Source organism: Streptomyces sp. NBC_00237, from assembly GCF_026342435.1.
In the GTDB taxonomy this organism is placed as follows: domain Bacteria; phylum Actinomycetota; class Actinomycetes; order Streptomycetales; family Streptomycetaceae; genus Streptomyces.
Map to the genome: position 1 here is coordinate 3009060 of NZ_JAPEMT010000001.1, position 23032 is coordinate 3032091.

At 68.3% G+C, this 23032-nt stretch carries 26 protein-coding genes; 24 read left to right on the top strand and 2 right to left on the bottom strand.

Translation table 11 applies throughout. The features are described from left to right. Positions 1 to 3 precede the first annotated feature (3 nt). The 17 genes from OG897_RS13575 to OG897_RS13650 all read left to right on the top strand — a co-directional run bounded on the left by OG897_RS13575 (position 4) and on the right by OG897_RS13650 (position 13258). A complete protein-coding gene (locus OG897_RS13575; RefSeq protein ID WP_266656097.1) occupies positions 4 to 840 on the top strand; it encodes a hypothetical protein in 837 nt (278 codons plus the stop codon). Then, complete coding sequence (locus OG897_RS13580; protein ID WP_266656098.1) at positions 831 to 1124, top strand: hypothetical protein; 294 nt, start codon at positions 831 to 833, stop codon at positions 1122 to 1124. The genes OG897_RS13575 and OG897_RS13580 overlap by 10 nt, the downstream gene beginning before the upstream one ends. Before the next feature lie 19 nt (positions 1125 to 1143). Beyond that, positions 1144 to 1848, top strand: coding sequence for a glycosyltransferase family 2 protein (locus OG897_RS13585; protein ID WP_266656099.1), 705 nt, complete (start codon positions 1144 to 1146; stop codon positions 1846 to 1848). Then, the gene (locus OG897_RS13590; protein WP_266656100.1) at positions 1845 to 2438 is read left to right on the top strand and encodes a bifunctional 2-polyprenyl-6-hydroxyphenol methylase/3-demethylubiquinol 3-O-methyltransferase UbiG; all 594 of its coding nucleotides are present in this window, start codon (positions 1845 to 1847) and stop codon (positions 2436 to 2438) included. Before OG897_RS13585 ends, OG897_RS13590 begins: the two co-directional genes overlap by 4 nt. A 148-nt stretch (positions 2439 to 2586) precedes the next feature. Then, positions 2587 to 3456: an NAD-dependent epimerase/dehydratase family protein gene (locus OG897_RS13595; protein ID WP_266656101.1), complete on the top strand. Its 870-nt coding sequence runs from the start codon at positions 2587 to 2589 to the stop codon at positions 3454 to 3456. Positions 3457 to 3473: 17 nt separating this feature from the next. Next, positions 3474 to 3734: a hypothetical protein gene (locus OG897_RS13600; protein ID WP_266656102.1), complete on the top strand. Its 261-nt coding sequence runs from the start codon at positions 3474 to 3476 to the stop codon at positions 3732 to 3734. A gap of 296 nt (positions 3735 to 4030) precedes the next feature. Continuing rightward, positions 4031 to 4219: a hypothetical protein gene (locus OG897_RS13605; protein ID WP_266656103.1), complete on the top strand. Its 189-nt coding sequence runs from the start codon at positions 4031 to 4033 to the stop codon at positions 4217 to 4219. A 469-nt stretch (positions 4220 to 4688) separates the two neighbouring features. Then, the gene (locus OG897_RS41015) at positions 4689 to 5003 is read left to right on the top strand and encodes an HNH endonuclease signature motif containing protein (protein WP_353963754.1); all 315 of its coding nucleotides are present in this window, start codon (positions 4689 to 4691) and stop codon (positions 5001 to 5003) included. Between the two features lie 200 nt (positions 5004 to 5203). Next, the gene (locus OG897_RS13610; protein ID WP_266656104.1) at positions 5204 to 5812 is read left to right on the top strand and encodes a DNA primase; all 609 of its coding nucleotides are present in this window, start codon (positions 5204 to 5206) and stop codon (positions 5810 to 5812) included. 84 nt (positions 5813 to 5896) lie between these two features. Then, entirely contained in the window at positions 5897 to 6319 is a 423-nt protein-coding gene (locus OG897_RS13615; protein ID WP_266656105.1) for a hypothetical protein, read from the top strand. A gap of 318 nt (positions 6320 to 6637) precedes the next feature. Continuing rightward, positions 6638 to 8002: a terminase gene (locus OG897_RS13620; RefSeq protein WP_266656107.1), complete on the top strand. Its 1365-nt coding sequence runs from the start codon at positions 6638 to 6640 to the stop codon at positions 8000 to 8002. Continuing rightward, positions 7999 to 9432 (top strand): phage portal protein, encoded by a 1434-nt coding sequence (locus tag OG897_RS13625; RefSeq protein WP_266656109.1) that lies wholly within the window; start codon positions 7999 to 8001, stop codon positions 9430 to 9432. The genes OG897_RS13620 and OG897_RS13625 overlap by 4 nt, the downstream gene beginning before the upstream one ends. Then, the gene (locus OG897_RS13630; RefSeq protein WP_266656111.1) at positions 9413 to 10207 is read left to right on the top strand and encodes a hypothetical protein; all 795 of its coding nucleotides are present in this window, start codon (positions 9413 to 9415) and stop codon (positions 10205 to 10207) included. The genes OG897_RS13625 and OG897_RS13630 overlap by 20 nt, the downstream gene beginning before the upstream one ends. 57 nt (positions 10208 to 10264) lie before the next feature. Next, entirely contained in the window at positions 10265 to 10846 is a 582-nt protein-coding gene (locus OG897_RS13635) for a hypothetical protein (protein ID WP_266656113.1), read from the top strand. A 15-nt stretch (positions 10847 to 10861) separates the two neighbouring features. Next, complete coding sequence (locus OG897_RS13640) at positions 10862 to 11818, top strand: phage major capsid protein (RefSeq protein ID WP_266656115.1); 957 nt, start codon at positions 10862 to 10864, stop codon at positions 11816 to 11818. Beyond that, on the top strand, positions 11818 to 12831 hold the full coding sequence (locus OG897_RS13645; RefSeq protein WP_266656117.1) for a glycosyltransferase family 4 protein: 1014 nt from the start codon (positions 11818 to 11820) through the stop codon (positions 12829 to 12831). The genes OG897_RS13640 and OG897_RS13645 overlap by 1 nt, the downstream gene beginning before the upstream one ends. A 10-nt stretch (positions 12832 to 12841) precedes the next feature. Then, positions 12842 to 13258 (top strand): hypothetical protein, encoded by a 417-nt coding sequence (locus tag OG897_RS13650; protein ID WP_266656119.1) that lies wholly within the window; start codon positions 12842 to 12844, stop codon positions 13256 to 13258. Between the two features lie 11 nt (positions 13259 to 13269). Here the strand turns inward: OG897_RS13650 and OG897_RS13655 are convergent, their stop codons facing one another. Beyond that, the gene (locus OG897_RS13655) at positions 13270 to 13410 is read right to left on the bottom strand and encodes a hypothetical protein (protein ID WP_266656121.1); all 141 of its coding nucleotides are present in this window, start codon (positions 13408 to 13410) and stop codon (positions 13270 to 13272) included. Between the two features lie 200 nt (positions 13411 to 13610). Then, a complete protein-coding gene (locus tag OG897_RS13660; RefSeq protein WP_266656123.1) occupies positions 13611 to 13937 on the bottom strand; it encodes a DUF4429 domain-containing protein in 327 nt (108 codons plus the stop codon). A gap of 27 nt (positions 13938 to 13964) precedes the next feature. Here OG897_RS13660 and OG897_RS13665 point away from each other — a divergent pair, with 27 nt between their 5' ends. The 7 genes from OG897_RS13665 to OG897_RS13695 all read left to right on the top strand — a co-directional run bounded on the left by OG897_RS13665 (position 13965) and on the right by OG897_RS13695 (position 23029). Continuing rightward, positions 13965 to 14297 (top strand): HK97 gp10 family phage protein, encoded by a 333-nt coding sequence (locus OG897_RS13665; RefSeq protein WP_266656125.1) that lies wholly within the window; start codon positions 13965 to 13967, stop codon positions 14295 to 14297. Further along, positions 14297 to 14695 carry a hypothetical protein gene (locus OG897_RS13670; protein ID WP_266656127.1) on the top strand — a complete coding sequence of 133 codons (399 nt, stop codon included), beginning with the start codon at positions 14297 to 14299 and terminating at the stop codon, positions 14693 to 14695. The genes OG897_RS13665 and OG897_RS13670 overlap by 1 nt, the downstream gene beginning before the upstream one ends. A gap of 50 nt (positions 14696 to 14745) precedes the next feature. Further along, positions 14746 to 15348, top strand: a complete 603-nt coding sequence (locus OG897_RS13675) for a phage tail protein (RefSeq protein WP_266656129.1) — start codon at positions 14746 to 14748, stop codon at positions 15346 to 15348. A 182-nt stretch (positions 15349 to 15530) separates the two neighbouring features. Then, positions 15531 to 15797 (top strand): hypothetical protein, encoded by a 267-nt coding sequence (locus OG897_RS13680; protein ID WP_266656131.1) that lies wholly within the window; start codon positions 15531 to 15533, stop codon positions 15795 to 15797. Between the two features lie 56 nt (positions 15798 to 15853). Then, positions 15854 to 16204 carry a hypothetical protein gene (locus OG897_RS13685; protein WP_266656133.1) on the top strand — a complete coding sequence of 117 codons (351 nt, stop codon included), beginning with the start codon at positions 15854 to 15856 and terminating at the stop codon, positions 16202 to 16204. A gap of 19 nt (positions 16205 to 16223) precedes the next feature. Further along, positions 16224 to 20786: a transglycosylase SLT domain-containing protein gene (locus OG897_RS13690; protein WP_266656135.1), complete on the top strand. Its 4563-nt coding sequence runs from the start codon at positions 16224 to 16226 to the stop codon at positions 20784 to 20786. After that, on the top strand, positions 20786 to 23029 hold the full coding sequence (locus tag OG897_RS13695) for a hypothetical protein (RefSeq protein ID WP_266656137.1): 2244 nt from the start codon (positions 20786 to 20788) through the stop codon (positions 23027 to 23029). Before OG897_RS13690 ends, OG897_RS13695 begins: the two co-directional genes overlap by 1 nt. Positions 23030 to 23032: the final 3 nt, after the last annotated feature.

Sequence of the window (23032 nt, forward strand, 5' to 3'; positions counted from 1 at the left end):
TGTATGCCGCTCATCGGGGCCTTGATCGACAACTTCAACGACAACATCACGGGTCCGGACTGGGGCAACGCCTACGGCGGAGTCACCGAAACGGGAGGCCGGGCCCGCGTCCCGTGCACCACCGGGTACGCGGGCTACCAGACCGGGTACGCGTACACGCTCGCCAGCAGCAGCGTCTACCTACAGATCCCTATTGTCCCCGCCCTGTCCACGGCGACGACCGAGGCCATCGCCTGCATGATGATCCTCTCCGGGACGGCTGGTACACGGCTCGGGTTCGTGATCAATGCTGTTGGCGGGTTGCTCCGATGCAAGAGCGAGGTCGGCTACTACGACCCCGCGTCCGTTGACATCACGTACAACGGGACCACCCACAAGTGGCTGCGGATCACGGAAACCGCCGGGAACATCCTGTGGGACACCAGCCCCGACGGAACGACGTGGACCAACCGGCGGACGCTGGCAACACCAGCCTGGGTCGCCAGCGCGGTCGATACGCTCGCGCTCGACCTCTTCTGCCACCGCGACGCTGGGACCTCGGACTTCGCTGAATACGACAACGTGAATACGTTGTCGAACGGGGCGGTCTACACGGGAACCGCAGCGGCGACGGCAGAAAGTGCGGCGACGGCGACCGGCATTTACGTGGCCGTAGGCAGCGCAGCGGCCGTCGCGGAGTCCGACGCCGCCGCGACTTCCCGAGTTGTCGCCACAGCGACAGCATCGGCACTCGGCGAGGTCGATGCCAACGCGGTTGCTGCGGGTGCCGACCTGAGCGACGTTGACGTACACGTCGGCGCCCCGCGGAGCGGATGGGCGGTGAGCACGCCGTGGAAATAGCAGCTACATCCACCGAGTTCGTGCACGTCACCGCCGTCGCGAAGGTGGCCGGCGCCAGCGTTCCCACGCCCACGCCGCCGAAGTTCGCGTTCCTTCTCACTGCCGCCAATCCCGCACCAGGTGACTGGCTCACCGGTGAGTGGGCGACACCACGAGCCCGCATCCTCATCGGACCCGTAGGCGGCGTCGTCACGCTCGCCGCGGGCGAGTACAGCGTGTGGATTCAGTTCGCAGCCGGAACCGAGACGCCCATCTACCGGGCCGGCACCGTCACCGTCTACTGATCACATCGGAGCCCGCGCCATGGCCGACGACCTGCTCGTCATCATCCCCACCCGCGGCAGGCCCGCCAGTGTTCCCGCCCTCGTTCAGGCGTGGGACGACACAGGAGCTACCGCCGACCTGCTGTTCGCCGTCGACACCGACGACCCCGAGCTCGCCGAGTACAAGAAGCACCAGGCGGCACTAAAGGGCGACGACCGCTTCCGGTTTACCTACGGCAAGCGTCGGCGGCTCGTCGGCACCCTCAACCAGCAGGCGGCCAAGGCGGCCAAGGGCTACCGCTTCCTGGCGTTCATGGGTGACGACCACCGGCCCCGCTCGGCTGGCTGGGACGAGCGCATCCGCATCTGCCTCTCCGGCGGGCCCGGCATCGTCTACGGCAACGACCTGCTGCAGGGCGAAGCCATGGCCACCGCCGTCGCCATGACGTCCGACATCGTCGCCACGCTCGGCTACATGGCGCCACCCAGCATGGTCCATCTCTGCGTTGATCTGTGCTGGGTCGACTGGGGCAGGGGCATGGGGCGCATCACGTACCTGGACGACATGGTGATCGAGCACCTCCACCCGGCGAATGGCAAGGCCGAACTGGACGCCGGATACGAAGAGGTCAACGGAGACGCCATGGTCACCGCCGACTCCGCCGCCTACTACGAATACCGGGACGGCGGGGCACTCGAAGCCGACCTCGCCAAGCTGCGACAGCTCGTCGAGGAGGCAGTGTGACCGCCGAATCGGTGATCGCAGCCTGGGATCAGGCCAGCCCCGAAGCGATCCATCCGCTGCGCGGCGTCTCCGAGCGCGCCTACTGGGGTTCCGGGGAAGAGCAGGCGGCGATGCTCGCCACGGTCATCCCGGCTGGCGCCAAGGTGCTGGACTTCGGGTGCGGGGACGGCCGCGTCGCCATCCCCATGGCCGGACTCGGCTACGAGGTCACCGCGGTCGATTCGTCGCAGCGCATGCTGGACAGGCTCATCGAACGCACCACCGGCGTCACCGCCGTACACGCTGCGGCAGACGGCATCGCCGCCCACCTCGGCCGCCGGCGCATGGACGCCGTCTACTGCCTGGCCGTCCTTATCCACCACAGCTACGCGGACTGCCTCGACACCGTCGGGAAGCTGCGGGCCGCGACCAAGCTCGGCGGCGTTCTTGTCCTCGACTGGCCCGTCTCCGATCAGCCGGCTGAAGCCGACTCGTGGATTGGCGTCACCACCTGGTCCCGCGAGCAGCAGGCCGACGTCTGTCGAGACCTCGGCCTGGAGCCGGTCGACAGCGAACTGCCGTGGGGCGTGTACAGGGCGGTCAGGACGTGACGTCCACCAGGTGCACCTGTCACCACGACGTCGATGACCATCAAGCAGGCGGCTGCGGCGGGCTCGACAGCTACGGACTGCCCTGCGAATGCCCCAGCTTCGAACCCTGCCCGTGCGGGTCGGACTCTGACGCGGACGAGGAGGCGTGATGGACGTTCTCCTCACAGGCAACCGTGGATTCGTCGGCAGGCATCTACAGGCCGCGATGGAGGCGCGTGGTTGGGACGTCCACGGCATAGAGCTCGATCCCCTGCACTCCGACGCCCTTGACCTCTTCCGCTACAGCACCGACGTCTACGACCTCGCCATTCACTGCGCTGCGATTGTCGGGGGCCGGGCCTCCATCGACGGCAGCCCGCTCGGCGTCGCCACGAACCTGGCGCTCGACTCCTGGTACATGCGGTGGCTGGCGCGCAGCTACATTCCGCGCGCCGTGTACTTCAGTTCCTCGGCCGCCTACCCGGTCGCCCTCCAGCAGCCTGGTGAGGTTCACCGGCTCGTCGAGGGCGACATCGACTACGAGCAGCCTGGTCGGCCTGACGCGACCTACGGACTCGCCAAGCTGACAGGTGAGCAGCTCTGTCAGTACGTAGAGGCCGAGGGCACGAAGATGACGGTGCTGCGGCCGTTCTCCGGGTACGGCAGCGACCAGGCGGATTGCTACCCGTTCCCGGCGTTCATCGCCCGTGCCAAGGCGAGGCAGGACCCTTTCGAGGTGTGGGGCGACGGCAGTTCGACGCGGGACTGGATCCACATCGACGACCTCGTCGGCGCCACGCTCGCGGCCGTTGAGCAGGAAGTCACCGGGCCGGTGAATCTCGGCTGGGGCAGGGCGACCAGCTTCGACGAGCTGGCCGGCTACGTCACCCAGGCCGCCGGATACAGCCCGCGCATCCAGCACCTCAGCGCCGCACCGCAAGGCGTGCACCACAGGGTGTGCGACCCGAAGCGGATGCTCGCGTTCTACGACCCGCAGGTCACCCTCGAAGAGGGGATCCGGCGGGCGCTCAACGACTGAGACAAGGAGCCCGCGCCATGGCTGCCGCCGAACTGCCCAACTGGGTATGGGATCTACTCATCGTCCTTCGACGCCACGAGGACGAGCACTCCTCCGAATCAGGGTGTCTCCAGCCAGCCCTCGACCTGGTGCCCATTGAGATACGCGACCAAGCTGCTGCGGTCGAGGCGTACATGCTCGGTGCGGTCAATGACCAGGTTGCCCGCCAGGTTGAGAAGAACTGGGACGCCATGATGGACGCGCTCATCGGCGCCACTGGGCGAGAGCACCCGTCTTGAGTGGCGGATGGAAAGGCTCGGACCGCAAGGCCCGGCTGCCGTCGGGCTGGTCAAAGATCCGGGCCCGAATCCTGGCGCGCGATCCGGTGTGCAAGATCTGCAACGTGAGGCCGTCCAGGTTCTGCGACCACATTGTGGCCAAGGCCGATGACCACAGCGAGGCTGGCCTTCAAGGCGTGTGTGGCCCCTGCCACGATCAGAAGAGCAGCGCCGAGGGGAACGCAGCCCAGCGCGCGAACCCGCGGCCTGGACGCGCACGGCCGGCCGAGCAGCACCCCGGGCTGAGGGAGTAGGCCATGACCCGCTACCTGATCACCTACCCCAAGGGGCAGGGCGAGGACGTACTCGTCGAGGACGAGCAGCTGGAGCTCACCATCGCGCAGGGCTGGGCAGTGCTCACCGACCAGCACGGAGCATGCGTCGCACTGCCCTCCCACGCAGGCGCGACCATCACCCGCATCGACGAGGCCGACGCCGCCGATTGACGGCAGTGCCGAACACCACAACCGAAGACGCCTGCGGGTAGCTCCCGCAGGAAGAAGGGCCCGATGTCTCCAGGCATCGGGCCTTTCGCATGCCCTGGAGACAGACATGAACCCCTGCCCCTACTGCGGCACGCTCATGACCAACCCGCGCCGCGTTCAGTGCGGAGACCCCGAGTGCAAGCGGCAGTACGTCAACGAGCGGCAGCGTGAGTTTCAGAGGCGCTACAAGGCCGAGCATGGCAGCTATCACAGTCGGCAGTACGACAAGCCCCGACCCAAGGGGCACCGGATCACTTGTGCTCACTGCGGGGAGGAAGCGAACGCCGCTAAGGGCACAGCCCGCTACTGTTCGCACGCCTGCTTCTATGACGCTCGTTATGGTGCTGACCGCACGCCAGCCATTGCGCGTGTATGGATCAGCGGGAAGTGTCTGAGGTGCGGTGACTGGTACATCGCCAAAAGGGCAGGCATGGGCGCTTCGTACTGCTCGCACCGATGCAGCAGCAGGGCTCAGGAGGATCGCCGACGGGCCCGCATAGCTGGCGCTGCGGTCGGTAGCGTGTCCCGTTGGCGGGTGTATGAGCGGGATGCGTGGACATGCCATATATGCGGTGACCCAGTCGATCGCGACGCTGTCGTACCAGACCTTGCAGCACCAGTCCTTGATCACGTTATGCCGCTTGCGCGAGGTGGACCGCACAGCGAGGGTAACTTGAAGACCGCTCACTTCTACTGCAACAGCGTCAAGCGCGATCTTGTCGAGGGCTGGTCAGCAGTGGCCTGACCTGGGGATATAGCCCTGACCTGCGGTTATGCGGATCGGGGACGTATAGGCGCCAAGGAGACCTACGGGTCTGGGGATCCGCTGACCTGCGGCGATGCACTCCCGGTCTAGACCACTCATGCAGTTCACATCCGTCAGATCGCTCGTTCTCGCAGGTCAAAGCCTTGTAGCCTACACACCCACCCCCTAGAATGGGGTGCATGCCCACACTGACCTGCGCCGTCTGCGCCAGCCCGCTCCCGGTGATCCACCGGTCCGACCGGCGGCACTGCTCGCGGTCCTGCGAGGCCAAGGCGTACCGGGCTCGCCGCCGTCAACGCGCTGACGTTGACCCGATCCCGGCCGAACTGCGGGTGCGGGACCGGTGGGTGCGCTGGAGCGCTCGGAAGGTTCCTCTGCGCACGGACTCACGGTTCGCATCCGTCACCGACCCCTCGTCCTGGTCCGACTACGCATCGGCGGCCCGCAGTTCGGCCGGCGTCGGTCTGGGCTACGTCCTCACCGTCGCCGACAACGTCCTGTGCATCGACTTGGACCACGTCCTCGACCAGAACGGGACGCTCACCCCATGGGCCGCCGAGTTCGTCGCCACCCTGCCGGACACGTTCATCGAGGTGAGCCAGTCCGGAACAGGGCTCCACATCTGGGGGCACGGCAGCCTCCAGCAGGGCCGCCGCATCAAGATGCCGGGCGGCACCGGCCTGGAGGTCTACGGAGACCGCAGGTACATCGCCGTGACCGGAAACACCTGGGGCAACGCCCCGAGCGGACTGGCTGACCTCTCCGAGGTACTCCTCACGCTGACGTAGCTCTGGAAGGGGGTGATGGCCGTGGCCGGCCGAGGCCCCCAGCCGAAGGACCCGTCGAGGCGGGCGCGTGCGAACAAGGAACCCGTGCCGCACACCGTTCTGCGGTTCGAGCGCGCCGAGGCGCCGGAACTGCCGGACTTCCAGGTCGAAGTCGACGGGGAACTCGTTGAGTTCCGCTGGCCGTCCCGCACGGCCGACTGGTGGGAGATGTGGAAGCGCTCGCCGCAGGCGGAGCACTTCTCCAGTACCGACTGGGACTTCCTCCTGGACACCGCACTGATCCACGCCCGCTACTGGCGGGGTGACACCTCGCAGGCCGCGGAACTTCGGCTTCGCGTGGCGAAGCACGGGGCGACGATGGAGGACCGGGCCCGCCTGCGCATGGCGTTCGCCGAGGCTGACGAGGCGGATGGCGGCAAGGGTTCGTCGGGTGCCGACGCGGCCCGCGCACGGTACGCGAAGCTTCGGGTGATCAAGCCCGGTACGGATGACGAGGCCGAGGGGTGATCACATGCCCTGGCGTGGCCCTTCCTACCCCGGTGAGATCCCGACCCTCGGCCATCAGGTGCTCGGGTGGATCTATGAAAACCTGATCGTCCCGGACGGTCCGGCGGCCGGCGACCCTCTGGAGTTCACCGACGAGCAGGCGATGTTCGTCCTGCAGCTGTATGCGATCGACCCGCGGTTCCGGGGCCCTGCGATCGACGGGCGGGCCCTGAACAACGGGCGCCGCATCAGGAGGGCGGTGCTCTCCCGGCCGAAAGGCTGGGGCAAGCCAAGAGCCCCCTGGTTGCCGCCTTGTGTCTCGCCGAGGCCCTCGCACCTGTGGTCCCTGACGGCTGGGACGCGGAGGGCGAGCCTGTCGGCCGCGAGTGGACGACGCTGGGCTTCAAGGCCAAGGTCCAGATCGTCGCGGTTTCCGAGGATCAGACCGCGAACACCTGGGATCCGCTTCTGGAGATGGCCCGCAACGGGCCTGTCGGCGAGAACTACGACATCCTGCCGATGGAGTCCTTCGTCGACGTGCCGCGCGGGCGGGTCGAGTTCGTCACCAGCTCCGGGACGTCCCGCGAGGGCTTCCGTCCGGTTTTCTCAGCCATGGACCAGACCGAGTCGTGGATCCCGACCAACGGGGGCCGAAAGCTCGCCGCGACGATCCGCCGCAACCTCGGCAAGGTCAACGGCTGTTCCGTCGAGACTCCCAACGCCTTCATTCCGGGCGAGGGCTCGGTGGCGGAGCGGTCCTTCGAAGCCTGGACGAAGCAGCAGCAGGGCAAGTTGAAGCTCGACGAGGGCCTGCTGTTCGACCACCGGGAGGCGCCGCCGGAGACCGACCCGGCGGACGAGCAGTCCCTCCTCGCCGGGCTTGCGGAGGTATACGGGGGATCGGCCGACGTCAACGGCGGCTGGGTCAACCTGCGCCGCCTCCTGGCCGAGTACTGGGATCCCGACACCGACCCCCAGGACGCCCGCCGCTACTACCTGAATCAGGTGACGCATGCGACGGACGGCTGGATCAGCCAGCCCGAGTGGGCGTCGGTCGCCGCCGCGGATGTGGTGGTCGGCGATCGCGACGAGATCGTTCTCGGCTTCGACGGGTCCCGCCGCCGTTCGCACAGCGTCACTGACGCGACCGCCCTGGTCGGCTGCCGGGTCTCGGACGGCCATCTGTTCCTTCTCGGCTGCTGGGAGCAGCCGGAGGGCTTGTTCGGGAAGGACTGGCAAGTTCCGACGTTCGAGGTACTCGCGGCTGTCGAGGATGCCTTCAAGCGCTACCGGGTGGTGGGGATGTACGCGGACCCCGCGAAGTGGGAGTCACACATTGCCACGTGGGAGGCGAAGCACGGTCGCCGGCTGAGAGTGAAGTCGACCTTGCAGCATCCGATCGAGTGGTGGATGACGGGCGGGCGGTCCAACTTGATCGTGCGCGCGCTGGAGAAGTTCCGCTCCTCGGTCGTCGACGGCGAACTGTCGCACGACGGATCGAGTGTCCTCACCCGGCACGTTCTCAACGCCCGCCGTCGGGAGTCGCGTTCGGGCATCCAGATCGCCAAGGATCATCCCGAGTCACCCCGCAAGATCGACGCGGCTGTGGCCGCAGTTCTGGCCTGGCAGTGCCGGGTCGACGCAGTATCCAAGGGCCTCGGCAAGAAGAAGCGCAGCTCCGGAAGGGTGGTGGTCCTCCGATGACGACTCCCACCCTCCCGCTGATCGGCCTGTCGGACGATGAGCTGCAGCTCCTGACCATGCTCCGCACCGACCTGCTGGAGCAGCGCTTCAAGTTGGACCTGCTGGATGCCTACTTCAACGGCGAGCAGCTGGTCCGGGATTTGGGGATCTCGATCCCTCCCCAGTTGAAGGGCTTGCATACGGTCATCGGCTGGCCGCGGATCGGCGTGGAGGCTCTGGAGCAGCGCCTTGACCTGGAGGCGTTCCGGTGGGCGGACGGCTCTGACGGCTCTGACCTCGACGAGATCGCGGAGGCGAACGACCTCTACGACGAGTCGTCTCTGGCCCACTTGGATGCGCTGACCTATGGCCGCGAGTACGTGACGGTGGGCTCCAGCGAGGGCGACTCGCCTCCGCTCATCACCTATGAGTCGCCCCAGGACATGACTCTGTCGTGGGATGCGCGGCTGCGGATGGCGACGTCGGCGCTGCGGGAGTCCCAGGACCGGTTCGGCTACGGTCTCGGCCCTGACGAGCGTCTGGTGACTCTGTACCTGCCGGATCAGACGGTCCTGGCCGTCGAGGCGAACAACGGCTGGGAGATCGTAGACCGTGACGTCCACCGTATGGGTATGGTGCCGGTGCTGCGGATGGCGAACCGGCAGCGAACTGCGGACCGGATCGGCAAGTCGGAGATCACTCCCGAGGTCATGTCCATCACGGATGCGGCGTGCCGACGTCTGATGGGTATCGAGGTGGCGGCCGAGTTCTACGGTGCGCCGCAGAGGTACATCCTGGGTGCTTCCGAGTCGGCGTTCCAGGACGCGGAGGGGAATACCAAGAGCGCCTGGGAGACGTACATCGGCCGTGTCCTGGCTCTGGAGCGGGACGAGGACGGCCAGGTTCCGACGGTTGGCCAGTTCACCGCCCATGACCCGTCCGGTCAGACGAAAATCATCGATCTGTACGCCCGGATCATGGCCACTCAGCTCGGGCTGCCGCCGCACATGCTCGGCTACACCAGCGACAACCCCGCCTCGGCGGACGCAATCCGCAGCTCCGAGGCGATGCTGGTGAAGAAGGCGGAGCGCCGTATCAAGCGCTTCGGTGCCACGCACCGGGACGCGATGCGGCTGGCGCTGTGGGTGCGCGACGGCACCCCTCCGGATAAGGCGCGTCGCATCGAGACGGTGTGGCGCAATCCGGCGACGCCGACGCTGGCCGCTCAGACGGACGCTGCGGTGAAGCTGGCGCAGGCGGGCATCGTCCCGGCCGACAGTGACGTGCTCCTGGAGATGGCTGGCCTGTCGGAGGACCAGCGCCGCCGGGTTGCCGCAGACCGCCGGAGGGCGCAGGGCGCCGCTCTGCTGGCTCAGTTGACGCAGGCGGGAGCCCAGGAGGCGCCGCCCGCCGAGGAGCCGGAGGCCGACGATGCCGACGCGGATCTCTGACGCGTCGCCTGTCGCTGCTCGGCTTCGGGCACGGCAGTCTCTGCTGACGCGGCTCCTTGTGCGGGATCTGCGAGGGCTGCGTCGTCTGATTGACCCGGAACGGCTGCAGGATTCGGTGCCGTTGTGGATGACGGCGGTGCGGGCCTTGGTGGACCAGTACGGGGCGGCGTCAGCGTCGGTGGCGTCGGAGTCGTACTCCCGCGAGCGCGATGCCTCGGGCGTGCGGGGCGTTTTCGACCCCCATCCCTCCGACCCGCTGCCGGACGAGCAGGTGGACAAGAGCCTGCGGTGGGCGGTGGCGGACCTGTGGCAGACCGACTCGGAGGTGCCACTCGACCTTCGGGTCGGCCAGGCGCAGGTCCGCGCCGAGGCTGCCGTGCAGAAACTGGTGGCCGATCAGGGCCGAGCGACCATGCGTAAGGCCGTCGCGCGGGACCGTGAGGCGGTCGCCTATGCGCGGGCAGCAGCTCTGGGGGCCTGCTCTTTCTGCAAGTTGATGGCCACCCGTGGCGCCGTCTATAAGAGCGCCCGTACCGCAGGCAGGGACGCCGACGAGCGGTTCACCGGTGACGCTTCGGTCGTGAAGTTCCACGACAACTGCCATTGCGCGATCATCCCGGTTTTCCGGGGGCAGCAGTTTGAGCTTTCCCCGCACGCAGCTGAGTGGGACCGCCTGTACCGCGAGTACGCGCAGGGCCACTCGGGCGACCAGCTCCGCCGCTTCCGGCGGGCTCTCGCCGAGCACGACAGCAACCCGCTGCCGTCCTCTTCCTGACCCACCCATGGCCGCCCTGGTGGTGGCCTTTCTCAGCCCCTGGAGGGCGACACCGTCATGCCCGAAGAGACAGAGACCGAGCAGGTCGACGAGCAGTCGCAGGAGACCGATTCCGCCCCGGAGGCGGAGGTCACCGAGGAGCCGTTCGACCGGGCGCGCGCCGAAGCCAAGATCAAGAAGGCGAACTCGGAGGCCAAGAGCCTGCGTGAGCGCCTGAAGGAACTGGAGCCCCTCGCCCGTAAGGCGAAGGAGCTGGAGGACGCGCAGAAGTCCGAGCAGGAGCGGCTCAGCGAGCAGCTGAACGCGGCCGAGGAGCGCGCCGCGAAGGCGGTGCGCACTGCGGTGGCCGCGAAGGTCGAGGCTCTCGCCGCCACTTCGTTTGCTGATCCCTCGGACGCCGCCGGGGCTCTGGATCCATCCATCTACGTGGACGAGGCCGGGGCGATCGACGTCGACGCGATCAAGGCCGATCTGGCAGCTCTGTTAAAGCGAAAGCCGCACTGGGCTCTCCCGGACGAAGGTCCGCGCTCGCCGAGGCCGGACCGCACTCAGGGTTCCTCGGGCAATGGCAACCGTTCGTCATCCGATCCCGGCGTGAAGTTCGCCGCGATCATGGAACAGGCCCTGAAGGGCCGCTGAGAGAGGTAACCCTCCATGGCTCACACGAATCCGATCAAGACATCCGACCTCAACTCGATCTTCCTCCCGCCGGACATGATCGGCCCGATCTTCGAAAAGTCGGTCGAGCAGTCTGCGGTGATGTCGCTGGCCAGGCGCGTCCCGCTGTCCATGACGGCCCAGACCGCCGTGCCTGTCCCGCTGGATGTGCCGACCGCCGACTGGGTCGAGCAGGCCGGGCGCAAGCCGCTCAGCACGGGCGGTATGGAAGTCAAGACGATGAGCGGCAAGAAGATCGCCGTTCTGATCCCGGTGGCCATGGAGGTCGCCCGCTCCAACGCCGCCGGCCTGTGGACCCAGCTCCAGAAGGACCTGCCTACAGCTTTCGCCCGCGCCTTCGACCGGGCGACGATCCACGGCAAGAGCATGAAGGGAGCTACCGGCCCGTTCCCGGACTACCTGGCGCACACCTCCAAGTCCGTGACCATCGGCACCACCACCCAGGGCCTTGGCGGCATCTGGGGCGACCTGGTCAAGGGCCAGAAGGAAATCATCGACGACGACTGGGACTACACCGGCACCGTCCTCGACTACCGGATGAAGCCCTCCCTGCTCGGCGCGACCGACACCACCGGCCGCCCGATCTTCGTCGACACCACGACCCCGGGCACCGGGGCGGCCCTCGCGGGCACGCTCGTTGGTGAGCCGGTGGCCTACTCCCGGTCGGTCTCCGGAAAGCTGCGCCGCCAGACAGGCACCATCGACACTGGCCTGCGGGGTATCGGCGGCGACTGGTCCCAGACCGCGTTCGGCGTCGGCATGGACATCACCATCAAGATCTCCTCCGAGGCGACGTACATCGACGAGGACGGCGGCGTGCATTCGGCATTCCAGGAGAACCTTGTTCTCCTGCTCGCAGAGGCGTACTACGGGTTCGTCCTCGGTGACGACGAAGCCTTCGTCAAGTACCTGGCTGCGGGCGGCTCCTCCTGATGCCGGGCGTGGGGGATGGCCGTGCACCGCTGCGGATCGTCGCCCGGCTGCACGGCTACCCGCCGCGCCATAACGCCGGCGCCGAGTGGATGGTCCACAGCCAGTTCCGGGCCCTGGTCGAGCGCGGGCACGAGGTCACTGTGTGGCTGTCGCGGTACACCGCCGACACCGCCGAGTACGAACTCGACGGAGTCAAGGTCATTCCCCTGGAGGCCCGCCTCGACGCGGGGAGTGCGATCCGCAACTGCGACGTCGTGGTCTCGCACCTGGAGAACGTCCCCTCCGCAGGAGCACTCGCCCGCGGGTACGGCAGACCGCACATCGTGGTCTGCCACAACACCCACAGGCAGAGCTTCCGGGAGATGGCACAGGGCGCGGACCTGGCGGTCTACAACTCGCAGTGGATGAAGCGGGAAGCGGAGCTGTTCTTCGCCGAGTACCCCAAGGGCGTGAAACCCAGGCTGGACGTGGTCGTGCGGCCACCGGTGTTCGCCGACGAGTACCGGACGAAGCCAGGCACCCACATCACACTGGTCAACCTCAACGAAGAGAAGGGCGGCCAGCTCTTCTCGAAGCTCGCCGCTCGCATGCCTGACGTGCGGTTCCTCGCAGTGCTAGGCGCTTACGGCGAGCAGGTCGTGCCTGGCTTGCCGAACGTCGAGGTCGTGGGCCACATGTGCGGTCACGAGATGCGGGACGCCGTTTACAGCAGGACGAAAGTCCTGTTGATGCCGTCGTCCTACGAGTCGTGGGGGCGCGTGGGTGTCGAGGCGCTGGCGTCCGGTATCCCCGTGGTCGCACACCCCACCCCGGGGCTGTGCGAGTCGCTCGGGGAGGCGGGGGTTTTCGTCGACCGCCACGACGTCGATGGCTACGAGACGATCATCCGCAAGCTGCTGACCCCCTCGGAGTACCGGCTCGCGGCGAAACGGGCGAAGGCCCGCTCGGCGGAGCTCGACCCGACCGCCGACCTCGCCGCCTGGTGCGACGCCGTGGAGTCCCTGGTCAGTTGAGGAGGACGCCGTGGCATTCATCGCTCCAACCGCTGAGCAACTCGCCCTGTACTTGGGGACCGAGGAGATCCAGGGGGATCGCGCCGATCTGCTCATCCAGCAGGCTGTCGCCCTCGCGCAGTCCGTGGTCAAGCCCTTGCCGGAGCAGGCGACCGCAGTCGTCCTGTCCGTTGCCGGGCGGGCCTACGTCAACCCTCAGCAGGTCAGTTACGAGACGATCGGCCCGATGTCCGTCCAGCGGCCGTCGGGGTCCGGTGGCCTGTACCTGACCAAGGCCGACAAGGCGGCCCTGAAGTCGCTGGCTGGCCGGGGCGGTGCCTTCACGGTTGATCCGACACCCGCGACCGCCGACCCGTCACCGACCTGGCCGGTCGACGACACCTACGGTGCGGGGCTGCAGTACGAGCCCGGCTGGGGGTGGGTCTGAGTGCCTGCCCCTTACGTGTACGGGGAGACGGTGCGCATCCTGCGGACCGGCCCCTCCCCGGGGCGCGATCCGCGCGGGCAGCCGCTTCCGGGCCCGGACCAGTCCTTCGACTTGCCCGGCTGCGTGGTCACTCCGCGGGCGGAGTCGCTCACGGTGGGTGGCTCGCAGCAGCAGGAGCGAGACACGGTCATCGTGGGTTGGACCGTGTACGCCCCGCCGGGCAGCGTGGTCCGCACCACCGACCGGGCCCGGATCCGGGGCGTGGTGTGCCAGGTGACCGGGGAGCCAGGCGACTGGCGTCAGTCACCATTCACTGGGACCCGGGGGCCAGTGCAGTTCGCGGCGGACATGGTTACCGGGTAGACCGTGCCTGTTCGACGGCGGCGACGAGCTTGGCCGCCTCGTCGTTGCTCCGGTGAGGGATGGACAGGCTATGCGGGTCGTCGTAGTGCGGCCTTCCGCCCTGGAGGAAGCCGCTCTGCTCTCCGGCTGCCACTGATCCGGGCAGCACGAACTGCACGTAGCCGTGCATCAGCCTGGTGGCGGGCTTCAGCCGGGTGCCAGTGACGTCGGCGGCACGGATTCGATACTCCCGCCCCTGCATGCCGACGGGCTTCTTGGTGATGGTCACCCACTCGCCGTCGAAGCTCACGGTGCCGACTACGCCCTTGACGTCCATACGTCCCCCTTGAGTGGAAAGGGGTCCATGATGCCCGCGCGATTCCGGATGTCCAAGAGGGGTGTCGGGCAGCTCCTCAAGAGCCCCATGATTCAGGCGGAGATGGTGCGCCGGGCGGAGGTCATTCGCTCGACCGCGGTAGCCATCGCACCTGTGTACGCGGGCACTTGGGGTGGCAGCCCGGGGCACTACAAGGCCAGCTTCGAGGTGTCCTCGACTGCTCGTGGCGGCCGACGCCGGGACCGTGCGACTGCCGTCGTGCGGAACACCGCGTACTACGCCCGCTGGGTGGAGTACGGCACCGAGCGCGTCCCTGCCCATCACGTGCTGCTGCGTGCGGCCCGTGCGGGTGGCCGCTGATGGCGGCGGTCGGGTCGGTCGACGTCGAGCTCCTCGTCATCGGCTGGCTGCAGCAGCGCCTCGGCGACGGGGTCGTCGTCCGCGACGAGCTCGACAACAACCTCTTGGCGGAGCTACCCACCGTGCAGGTGACGGTGGTTGGCGGGGATGACGACGGGCTCCGGCTGGACCGTGCGCTCGTCGACATCGACGTCTATCACTCCACCCGCGCGCAGGCCATCGCGCTGGCAGCAACGATCCACGGCGCCCTGCTCGGAGAGCTGCGAGGCAGCACGACGAGCACCGCCGTGGTCGGCCGGCTCGGCACCGTGTCGCGCCCTGCCGCCCGCCCCTACGAGAACACCGCCCTTCGCAGGGTGGGCGGCACCTACGAGCTCTTCAGTCACCCGGTCTCCTGACCGGTGGGGCCCGCGCCAGCCCTTCGTCCCGCCCGTGCGCGGGCTCTTCCATGTCTGGAGACATCATGGTCAACATCACCCGCGCCGCGGACCTCACGATGGTCGGCGCCAACGGCGGTGGCTGGGTCAGCCCCGTGGGCACCCCGGCTCTAGCCTCGCCGCTCGCTCAGCCGCAGTCCCCGTGGCAGGCGCTGGGAGCGATCTCGGACGACGGCCTGGTCAACGGCTGGGACGAGGACTCCCAGGAGTTCACCCCGTGGGGTCTGACCAGCCCGTTCCGCACCCAGATCACCAAGAGCGTCCGCACGTTCGGCCTCACGGTCTGGGAAACCAGCCGCAAGCCGGTCATGTCGCTGCACTACCGGCTCGACGACGCCGACCTGACCCCCGACGGCGACGGCATCACCAAGTTCGCCGAGACCGCGTCCCCGGTGCCTGACCGCCGTGCGTTCTGGTTCATCGTTCTCGACGGTGGCAGCGCCCGCGGCTTCTACGTGCCGCAGGGGGAGATTTCCGACCGCTCCGACGTCACGTACAAGCAGGACGAAATGAGCGGCTTCGAGTGGACCATCACCACCTACCCGGACGCGGCGGGCAACACCGTCTACCACGTGGACAAGCTGCCGCTGACGCCGACCGACCCGGCGTCCTGAGCTGGACGGGCGGGCCTTCTCTGCTGGCGCGGGCCCGGCCCGCCCGTCCTTCATCCCCACTGCCCGCGCCATCACCAAGGAGGCCCGCGCCCATGGCTGCAAACACGCGCAGTCGCACGAAGACCCAGCCCACAGAGACTGCAGAGGCCCGAGCCCAGGAGGCAGAGGCTGCCGGGCACTACGTGACAGCACCGCTCTGCGGCAAGCAGGTCGAGTTCTCGCCTGCGCCCACGTGGCGTCAGTCGACGATGCGCAAGCTGCGCGTTGGCGACTTCGACGCCTTCATGGAGGACATCCTCAGCCCCGACTCCTACGACATCTACCTCGACCTTGATCCCACGAACGACGAGGTCAACGAGTTCATGGAGGTCGCCAGCGAGGCAGGCGGGGAGAGCCTGGGAAAGTCCAGTGGACCCAGGGCGTCGTCGAGGACCACGCGGAGGCGGTAGAAGCCGACCTCTGGCGCTACTACCAGCGGGACCTGCTCGACGTGCACCGCGGGGCGATGACCTGGCGGCAGGTCCGGGTGCTGATCCAGCATCTGCCCCCCGAGTCGTCCACCATGACCGCCCTGCGGAACGCCCTGGAACCTGCGGAGTACGAGGAGCAGGCCCGCAACGGCAAGCCCGAAGAAGGGCGCTGGTCCATGGCGGAACAGCTCCTCGCGGGCATCTCGGATTCGCTCCAGCAGCTGGAGTACATCCTCATCCTGGCCAATTCCAGCGGGAAGGGCCGCAAGCCCAAGCGCCCGATTCCCATGCGGCGGCCGGGCGTCAGTGCTCCGCGCGAGCGGGAGCAGCTCACCGAGCAAGGCTCGGAGTTCCTCTTCACCCTGATCAACGGCGGCGCGGCCTGACGCGCGGGAGGAGGCTCCCGTGGCGATCCAGGTCGGGTCTGTCGAGGTCGACGTCGTCCCCAACACCCGGGGCATCTACGCGCAGTTGCGTTCGGCGCTCGTCCCCGCCGCCACCCGCGCCGGTGACGACGCGGGTTCGGCAGCAGGCCGATCGTTCGGCCCCGCCATGCAGGCACAGGTGGGCGACGTCGGCCTGCGGATCGGCCAGCAGATCGGCAGCCAGATCGCCGCCCGCATCACCGCCGAGATCCGCAACGCGATGCGCAACGGCATCACCCAGGGTGGGGCTGCGGCCCGCCCGTCCGCCGTCCGGCAGGGCGACGACACGGGCGGCGCGTTCAGCCGTGCCCTGAAGACGCGGCTGGAAGCGGCGTTCCGCTCCCTCCCTAAGATCAACATTGATGCCAATACCAGTGAGGCCGACGCCGATCTACAGGCGCTCCGGGTCCGGATGGAGACCCTCGCCAACAAGCGGATCGGCATCGACATCGACGCCGCCCTCGCGAAGACCGAGATCAAGGAAATCGAGGCCGAGCTCACCCGGCTCGGCGCCTCGCACCCGAACGTCCAGGTCCGTGCGGACACGGCCGCCGCCCGTGCCGAGCTCGCTGCCGTCCGCGCGCAGATCGATGCCGTCGACGGTAAGCGTGCCCGCATCGACGTCGATACTTCGGGCGCTTTGTCGGCCGTCATGCAGCTCGCCATCGCCATCGGCGGGCTGGCGGCGATCCCGGCCGTTCCGATCCTGGCGGCGGGCATCGGCGCGGTCGGCTCCGCTGCGGTCGCCGCGGGTGTGGGTGTAGGCGCCCTCGCCGCCGTGGCGGCCCCCGCCTTCATGAGCATCGGCGGGGCCCTGCAGGCGCAGAAGGCCGCACAGGACGCCGCTACGAACGCTACGGCCCGCGGTGGCCAAGCGGCTGGCCAAGGGGCCTCTAAGGCCCTCCAACTCGCCGGTGCCCAGCAGTCCCTGGCGACCGCGCACCGTAATGCCGCCCGGCAGATCAAGCAGGCCGAGCAGGGCGTGGGCGACGCCGTCCGCTCCGCCGCTGAGGCCGACGCCCAGGCGGCTCAGCAGGTCAAGGCCGCCCGACAGGGGCTCGCGGATGCCGTACAGCAGGCCGCGGATCGCCAGCGGGATGCCGCCGAGCGGGTGGCGCAGGCGGAGCAGTCCCTCGCGGACGCGCAGCGCACGGCCCGTCAGGCTCAGCAGGATCTGACTCGGGCCCGCAAGGACGCTACGGCGGAGCTCGCTGAGATGGGCGATCGCCTCACCAATGCGCGGCTGTCCGAACGGGACGCGGCGCTCTCGGTACAGGAGGCGGAGGTCCGGCTTCGCGCCACCCAGGTCACCGGCAGCAAGGCGACCGCCATCGAGCGGCAGCGTGCCCAGCTCGCCTACGACCAGGCAGTGCAGCGGCTCAAGGAACAGCAGGCCGAAACCAAGAACCTGACCTCCGAGAAGGCCGCGGCTGACAAGGCCGGTGTCGAGGGCTCGGAGACGGTCAAGGCCGCTCAGGAGCGTGTGGCGTCCGCCGAGCGCGGCGTCGCCGAGCAGCAGAAGGCTCTCGGTAAGGCGCGTACCGAGGCGGCACGGCAGCAAGTGCAGTCCCAGCGCGACATCGCGGCGGCGCAGGAGAAGGTCGCCGAGTCCCAGCGCAACGTCACACGCGTCCAGGAGGACGGTGCCCGTTCCGTCGCCCGCGCCCAGGACAGCCTCGCGGCAGCGCAGGCGTCCGCCGCCGACTCCATCGCCTCCGCGCAGCGTCAGATCGCCTCCGCTCAGCAGTCGGCTGCATCGACTGCGGCCGGGGGCATTGATCAGGCTGCCGTCGCGCAGGCCAAGTACCAAGCGGCACTGGCTAAGTTGACGCCGACGGCGCGTGCAACGTTCGACGCGTTCATCGCGCTCCGGACGGCGTTCAAGTCGTGGTCGGAGTCGTTGCAGCCTGCGGTGATGCCGCTCTTCACCCGCGCACTCGTCGGCCTGAAGAACTCGCTGCCGGGGCTGACCCCGTTCGTCCTGGCTGCGGCCAAGGGCATCGGCATCCTGCAGGACAAGGTGTCCGCCGGGTTCAAGTCGCCCTGGTGGAAGTCGTTCAAGAAGGATCTCGCCGGGGCGGTCGTCCCGGCGATCGTTGGCCTGGGCTCCGCCGTGGGCAACGTCTTCAAGACCATCGGTGGGATCGTCGACGCGTTCCTGCCGCACATGGACTCCATCAGCGAGCGCATGCAGGCCATCACCGGCCGGTGGGCGAAGTGGGCGACTGGGCTGAAGGGGTCGCCGGAGTTCGAGCGCTTCCTGGCCTACGCCGCGCGGATGGGCCCGGTCCTCGCCAAGGCCATCGGCGACATCAGCAGCGCCTTCTACCAGATGGCCAAGGCGACGGCACCCCTGTCCGGTCCCGTCCTGACGGCTCTCGGTGCGGTCGCGCGTGCCATCGCCTCGATCGCATCGAACCTGCCGTGGCTGATCCAGCTCATCTACGCGGTCTGGGTCGCAACGAAGCTCTGGACCTTGGCCGTGATCGCGTTCAACCTCGCCATGAACGCCAACCCCATCGTCCGCATCATCACGCTGATCGTCGCCCTCGTCGCTGCGGTGGTCTACGCGTACAAGAACTGGGAGAGCTTCCGGAACGTCGTCGACACGGTCTGGTCAGCAATCAGCGCGGCAGCAATGTGGGCGTGGAATACGGTCCTCAAGCCCATCTTCGCCGCGTTCGCCGCAGCCTTCCGGGCGGTGGCGACGGTGGCGACGTGGCTGTGGGAGAACATCATCGGGCCCGTCTTCACCTTCATCGCGAACGCGGCGAAGGTGCTGTTCACGGTCGTCTTCACCGTCCTGATCACCCCGCTCAAGACCGCGTTTGAGGTCATCGGGGCCGTGGTCTCCTGGCTCTGGACGAACATCTTCAGCCCGGTCTTCACGTGGATCGCCGAGAAGGCCCGGTGGCTCTGGCAGCAGCATCTGAAGCCTGTATGGGACCAGGTGAAGGTCGGCCTGGCGCAGCTCGGCGCGAAACTCAAGGAACTGTGGGACCGGTACGGGCGGCCGGTCATGGACTGGCTGGCCGAGAAGTTCACCTGGTTGTGGCAGCAGAAGATCAAGCCCTCACTGGACGCCATCAAGCCCGGCCTGAAGGCGCTCGGCGACCGGCTGATGCAGCTCTGGCGGGACTACGCCAAGCCCGCCTTGGAGTTCATCGGCGACAAGGCGGGCTGGCTGTGGCGTAACGCCCTGAAGCCAGCCTTCATCGTGATCGGGGGTGGACTGAGGGGGCTGGCGAAGAGCTTCGACGACACCCGGAGGAACATCGACACAGCCTGGTCCAAGCTGCGCGAGATCGCGCGGGCGCCTGTGCGCTTCATCATCGACCAGGTCTACAACCGGGGTCTCGTCCCCACCTGGAACGCCATCGCCACCGCGTTCGGCGCCCCGAAGATCCCGCGCATGGAAATCAAGGGCTGGGCAACCGGCGGTGTCCTGCCCGGATACACCCCGGGCCGTGACGTTCACCTGGCCGCCCTCTCCGGCGGTGAGGCTGTCATGCGCCCGGAGTGGACGCGGGCTGTCGGACCCGAATACGTGAACGCCATGAACGCCGCAGCCCGCGGCGGTGGTGTCACTGGTGTGCAGCGGGCCCTCGGCCTGCCCGGCTTCAAGGACGGCGGCATCTTCGACTGGATCGGTTCCGCCGCTTCAGCGGTCAAGGGGGTCGGCTCGAAGGCGTGGGAGGGTGTCAAGTCCGCCGCTGGCTGGTTGACGGATACGCTCGAATCCTCCGCCCGCGCAGGACTGAAGGCCGTGGTCAACCCGCTGATGGCCCTCTTCCCTTCGGGAGGCGGCGAGTTCGGCAGGATGATCCACAAGATCCCGTCGACGATGATCGACGCGATCCTCGGATACACCAAGAAGGCCGACGACAAGGGAGCCAGCTTCGGTGCCGGTAGCGGGGGTCCGATCGGCGGGACCATCCCCACCGGACAGCGCAGGGCGATCATCACCCAGGCGCTGGCCGCCGCAGGGGTTCCGCCGCCCGGCACCATGGGCCAGTGGCTTGCGGGCATGAACACCCTGATCACCCGCGAGTCCGGATGGAACCCCAGGGCACGCAACAACTGGGACATCAACGCCAAGAACGGCGTCCCCTCCCAGGGCCTGGCTCAGACGATCCCGCCGACCTGGAGCGCCTACGTACCCGCCTCGCTGCGGTCGCGCGGCATCCTCGACCCGGTATCCAACGTTGCTGCCGCCGTCCGCTACATCGTGTCGAGGTACGGCAACATCACCAACGTCCAGCAGGCCAACGCCAACCGACCGCCCGCCGGGTACGACTCCGGCGGCTACCTCCAGCCGGGCCTCAACCTTGCCTACAACGGCACCGGCAAGCCGGAGCCGGTGTTCACCTCCCAACAGGCGAACGCGCTGATCGGCATGGCGGCCTCCGGTGGCAGCGGCATCGGCGACCTGAACGTCAAGGTCTACGTCGGAGATCGGGAGATCACCGACATCGCTCGCGCTGAAGTCCACGCCAGCAACGGCCAGCTGATCCAAGTCCTCAACGCGCGAGGGGGTAGCTGATGGCGATCCCCGGCAACCTGTTGTCGCAGGTCACGGAGTCCATCGACCCGAACACTTCAGGCTGGGCTCCGCTCCTCAACTGCACCCTGGCGAAGGGCACTGGAGGGAGGAACGGCGGTGACGGCTGCCTCGCCATCAAGTCTGTCGCCGCCGGGGAGATGCGGGCCCGGACCGCCTCGTCGTACCCGGTCGTGGCGGGCACGGTCTACCTCGCCTTCGCCGATGCGGGCGGGGGGACTGTCCCGGAGAGGATCGGTATCCGCTGGCTGTCCGCATCGAATGCGGAGCTCTCCATCCTGTGGTCCCTGACGACAGCCACAGCGATGGCGGGCTGGCACCGGATCAGCGTGGCCGGTGCCGCCCCAGTGGGTGCGGTCCGCGCGCAGGTCGTCATCTCGTCGACTCCCGCAGCCGCGTTGGTGACGACCTACGCGGAAAACATCTACCTGGGGCTGCCGATCCGCACCACTGGCAATCTGCTCAGCTACGCCGCCGAATCAACGGAGGTCTCCGCCGGGCAGTGGGCGGCCGAGGTCAACGCGACGCTCGGCCGGTCCGTCCCTGCCGTCGCCTGGTCTGTCGACAACTACCTGGGGGGCGGCCACGTCCTCACGGTCACCGCGACCGGCGCGGGCAACGCCGCAGCTTTGTGCACAGAGCGCCCGTCGGTGACCCCGGGCACTGAGTACCTGGCCTACGCGTACATCGGTCCGCCCACGCTGGCGTCCGACACCTGGATTGAGCTGCGGTTTTACGACTCCAACGGCAACCAGATCCAGGCCACACGCTCGTCCCTGGCGGCCCCTGGAACGGGTCTCTACCGGCAGCGAGTGTCCGCCTACGCTCCGACGCTCGCCGCAACGTGCTCCGTCGCGGTCGGAATCAACGGGGCCAGTGCCGCGCAGGTGGTCCGCCTGGAGACGGTCGTCATCATGGCCGCCTACGTCCTGCAGTACGGCACCGTCGTGCCGTATGCGGACGGGTCCTTCGAGCAGGGCGTCGCGGGCTGGACCAAGACCGCCGGGGTCGCGACTTTGGCCCGCTCGACGCCGTGGGGCACCTACTCCCTCGACGGCGCGTACTCCCTGACCGTGACGTCGGCGACCGCGACGGCATCGACGATCAGGTCCGCGAAGTTCCCCTTGCCCTCTGACTCCGGCGGCAAGGGGTTCCGCCTGATGGCGGGCACCCAGGTCACCGCAGGCGGCTGGACGGCCACGAGGGGGGTCCGCTGGTACACCGCCGCGAACACCGACCTGGGGCTGACCGCCTCCGCATCTGGTGCGATCCCGGGCAGCGGCTGGTGGTACCTCAGCAACGACCTGACGGCCCCGGCCACGGCGACGCAGGCGGCGATCGAGTGGACGGTCACGGCGACCGCCATCAACTCGGTCCTGCGCATGGAATCCGTGGCCCTGTGGCAGGCGCTGCCTCTGGTGGCCGTGACCGCCGTTGATGCGACGGCGTCCATCACGCTCACCCTGCGCGAGCTGACGGCCGGTGACCTGGTCACCGTGTGGCGGGTCCTCGGCGACGGCTCGCGCACTCTGGTCCGCGGGCCGTCCGGGCTGATGGAGCGTGTGGTGCTCGCCTCGGACCTCTTGGTCGTCGAGGACTACGAGGCGCCGCTCGGGGTGCCGGTCAGCTACTACGTCGAGGTCCGCGACGCGCTCACCGACGCCTTGCTGAGCACCCGTTCGTCGGACACGGTCACCATCACCGCAGGCGACGCAAGCATGGCCTGGCTGAAAGACCCCGGTAATCCGCAGCGCAACATGCAGGTCATGGTGCAGCAGGCTCCGGCCTGGCAGCGGTCCGTCGAGCAGTCGACATACCACGTCAAGGGCCGCCGGAACCCGGTCGTCCTGTCCGGCGTCCGCAGCGGCCTGGAGGGCGAACTGGCTGTCTGGACCCAGTCGGACGACGAGCGCGCGGGGCTGCACTGGCTCCTCGACTCCGGGCGGGTGCTCCTGTGGCAGGCGGTTCCGGGCATGGGCGTGGCCGACATGTACGTTTCCGTCGGCCAGGTCACCGAGTCCCGCAACGGCGGCACGGCGATGGAGCCCTGGCGGGCCTGGCAACTGCCGCTCGCCGAGGTCGACTTGCCCGTCACCACCGGCGTCAACGGCAGCGGGGGCCGAACCTGGGTCGACGTGCTCGCCGAGTACGACACCTGCACTGACCTGCTGGCCGCCTACGCCACCTGCGAAGACCTCCTCCTCGACCACCGCATCGGGGGGTGATCG

Coding starts and splice junctions, on each gene's coding strand:
- OG897_RS13660 (WP_266656123.1), bottom strand. CDS start 13,937: ATGGACGTCAAGGGCGTAGTCGGCACCGTGAGCTTCGACGGCGAGTGG.
- OG897_RS13625 (WP_266656109.1), top strand. CDS start 7,999: ATGACGACTCCCACCCTCCCGCTGATCGGCCTGTCGGACGATGAGCTG.
- OG897_RS13665 (WP_266656125.1), top strand. CDS start 13,965: ATGATGCCCGCGCGATTCCGGATGTCCAAGAGGGGTGTCGGGCAGCTC.
- OG897_RS13630 (WP_266656111.1), top strand. CDS start 9,413: ATGCCGACGCGGATCTCTGACGCGTCGCCTGTCGCTGCTCGGCTTCGG.
- OG897_RS13595 (WP_266656101.1), top strand. CDS start 2,587: ATGGACGTTCTCCTCACAGGCAACCGTGGATTCGTCGGCAGGCATCTA.
- OG897_RS13670 (WP_266656127.1), top strand. CDS start 14,297: ATGGCGGCGGTCGGGTCGGTCGACGTCGAGCTCCTCGTCATCGGCTGG.
- OG897_RS13645 (WP_266656117.1), top strand. CDS start 11,818: ATGCCGGGCGTGGGGGATGGCCGTGCACCGCTGCGGATCGTCGCCCGG.
- OG897_RS13610 (WP_266656104.1), top strand. CDS start 5,204: ATGCCCACACTGACCTGCGCCGTCTGCGCCAGCCCGCTCCCGGTGATC.
- OG897_RS13685 (WP_266656133.1), top strand. CDS start 15,854: ATGACCTGGCGGCAGGTCCGGGTGCTGATCCAGCATCTGCCCCCCGAG.
- OG897_RS13640 (WP_266656115.1), top strand. CDS start 10,862: ATGGCTCACACGAATCCGATCAAGACATCCGACCTCAACTCGATCTTC.
- OG897_RS13575 (WP_266656097.1), top strand. CDS start 4: ATGCCGCTCATCGGGGCCTTGATCGACAACTTCAACGACAACATCACG.
- OG897_RS13695 (WP_266656137.1), top strand. CDS start 20,786: ATGGCGATCCCCGGCAACCTGTTGTCGCAGGTCACGGAGTCCATCGAC.
- OG897_RS13600 (WP_266656102.1), top strand. CDS start 3,474: ATGGCTGCCGCCGAACTGCCCAACTGGGTATGGGATCTACTCATCGTC.
- OG897_RS41015 (WP_353963754.1), top strand. CDS start 4,689: ATGGGCGCTTCGTACTGCTCGCACCGATGCAGCAGCAGGGCTCAGGAG.
- OG897_RS13585 (WP_266656099.1), top strand. CDS start 1,144: ATGGCCGACGACCTGCTCGTCATCATCCCCACCCGCGGCAGGCCCGCC.
- OG897_RS13635 (WP_266656113.1), top strand. CDS start 10,265: ATGCCCGAAGAGACAGAGACCGAGCAGGTCGACGAGCAGTCGCAGGAG.
- OG897_RS13605 (WP_266656103.1), top strand. CDS start 4,031: ATGACCCGCTACCTGATCACCTACCCCAAGGGGCAGGGCGAGGACGTA.
- OG897_RS13675 (WP_266656129.1), top strand. CDS start 14,746: ATGTCTGGAGACATCATGGTCAACATCACCCGCGCCGCGGACCTCACG.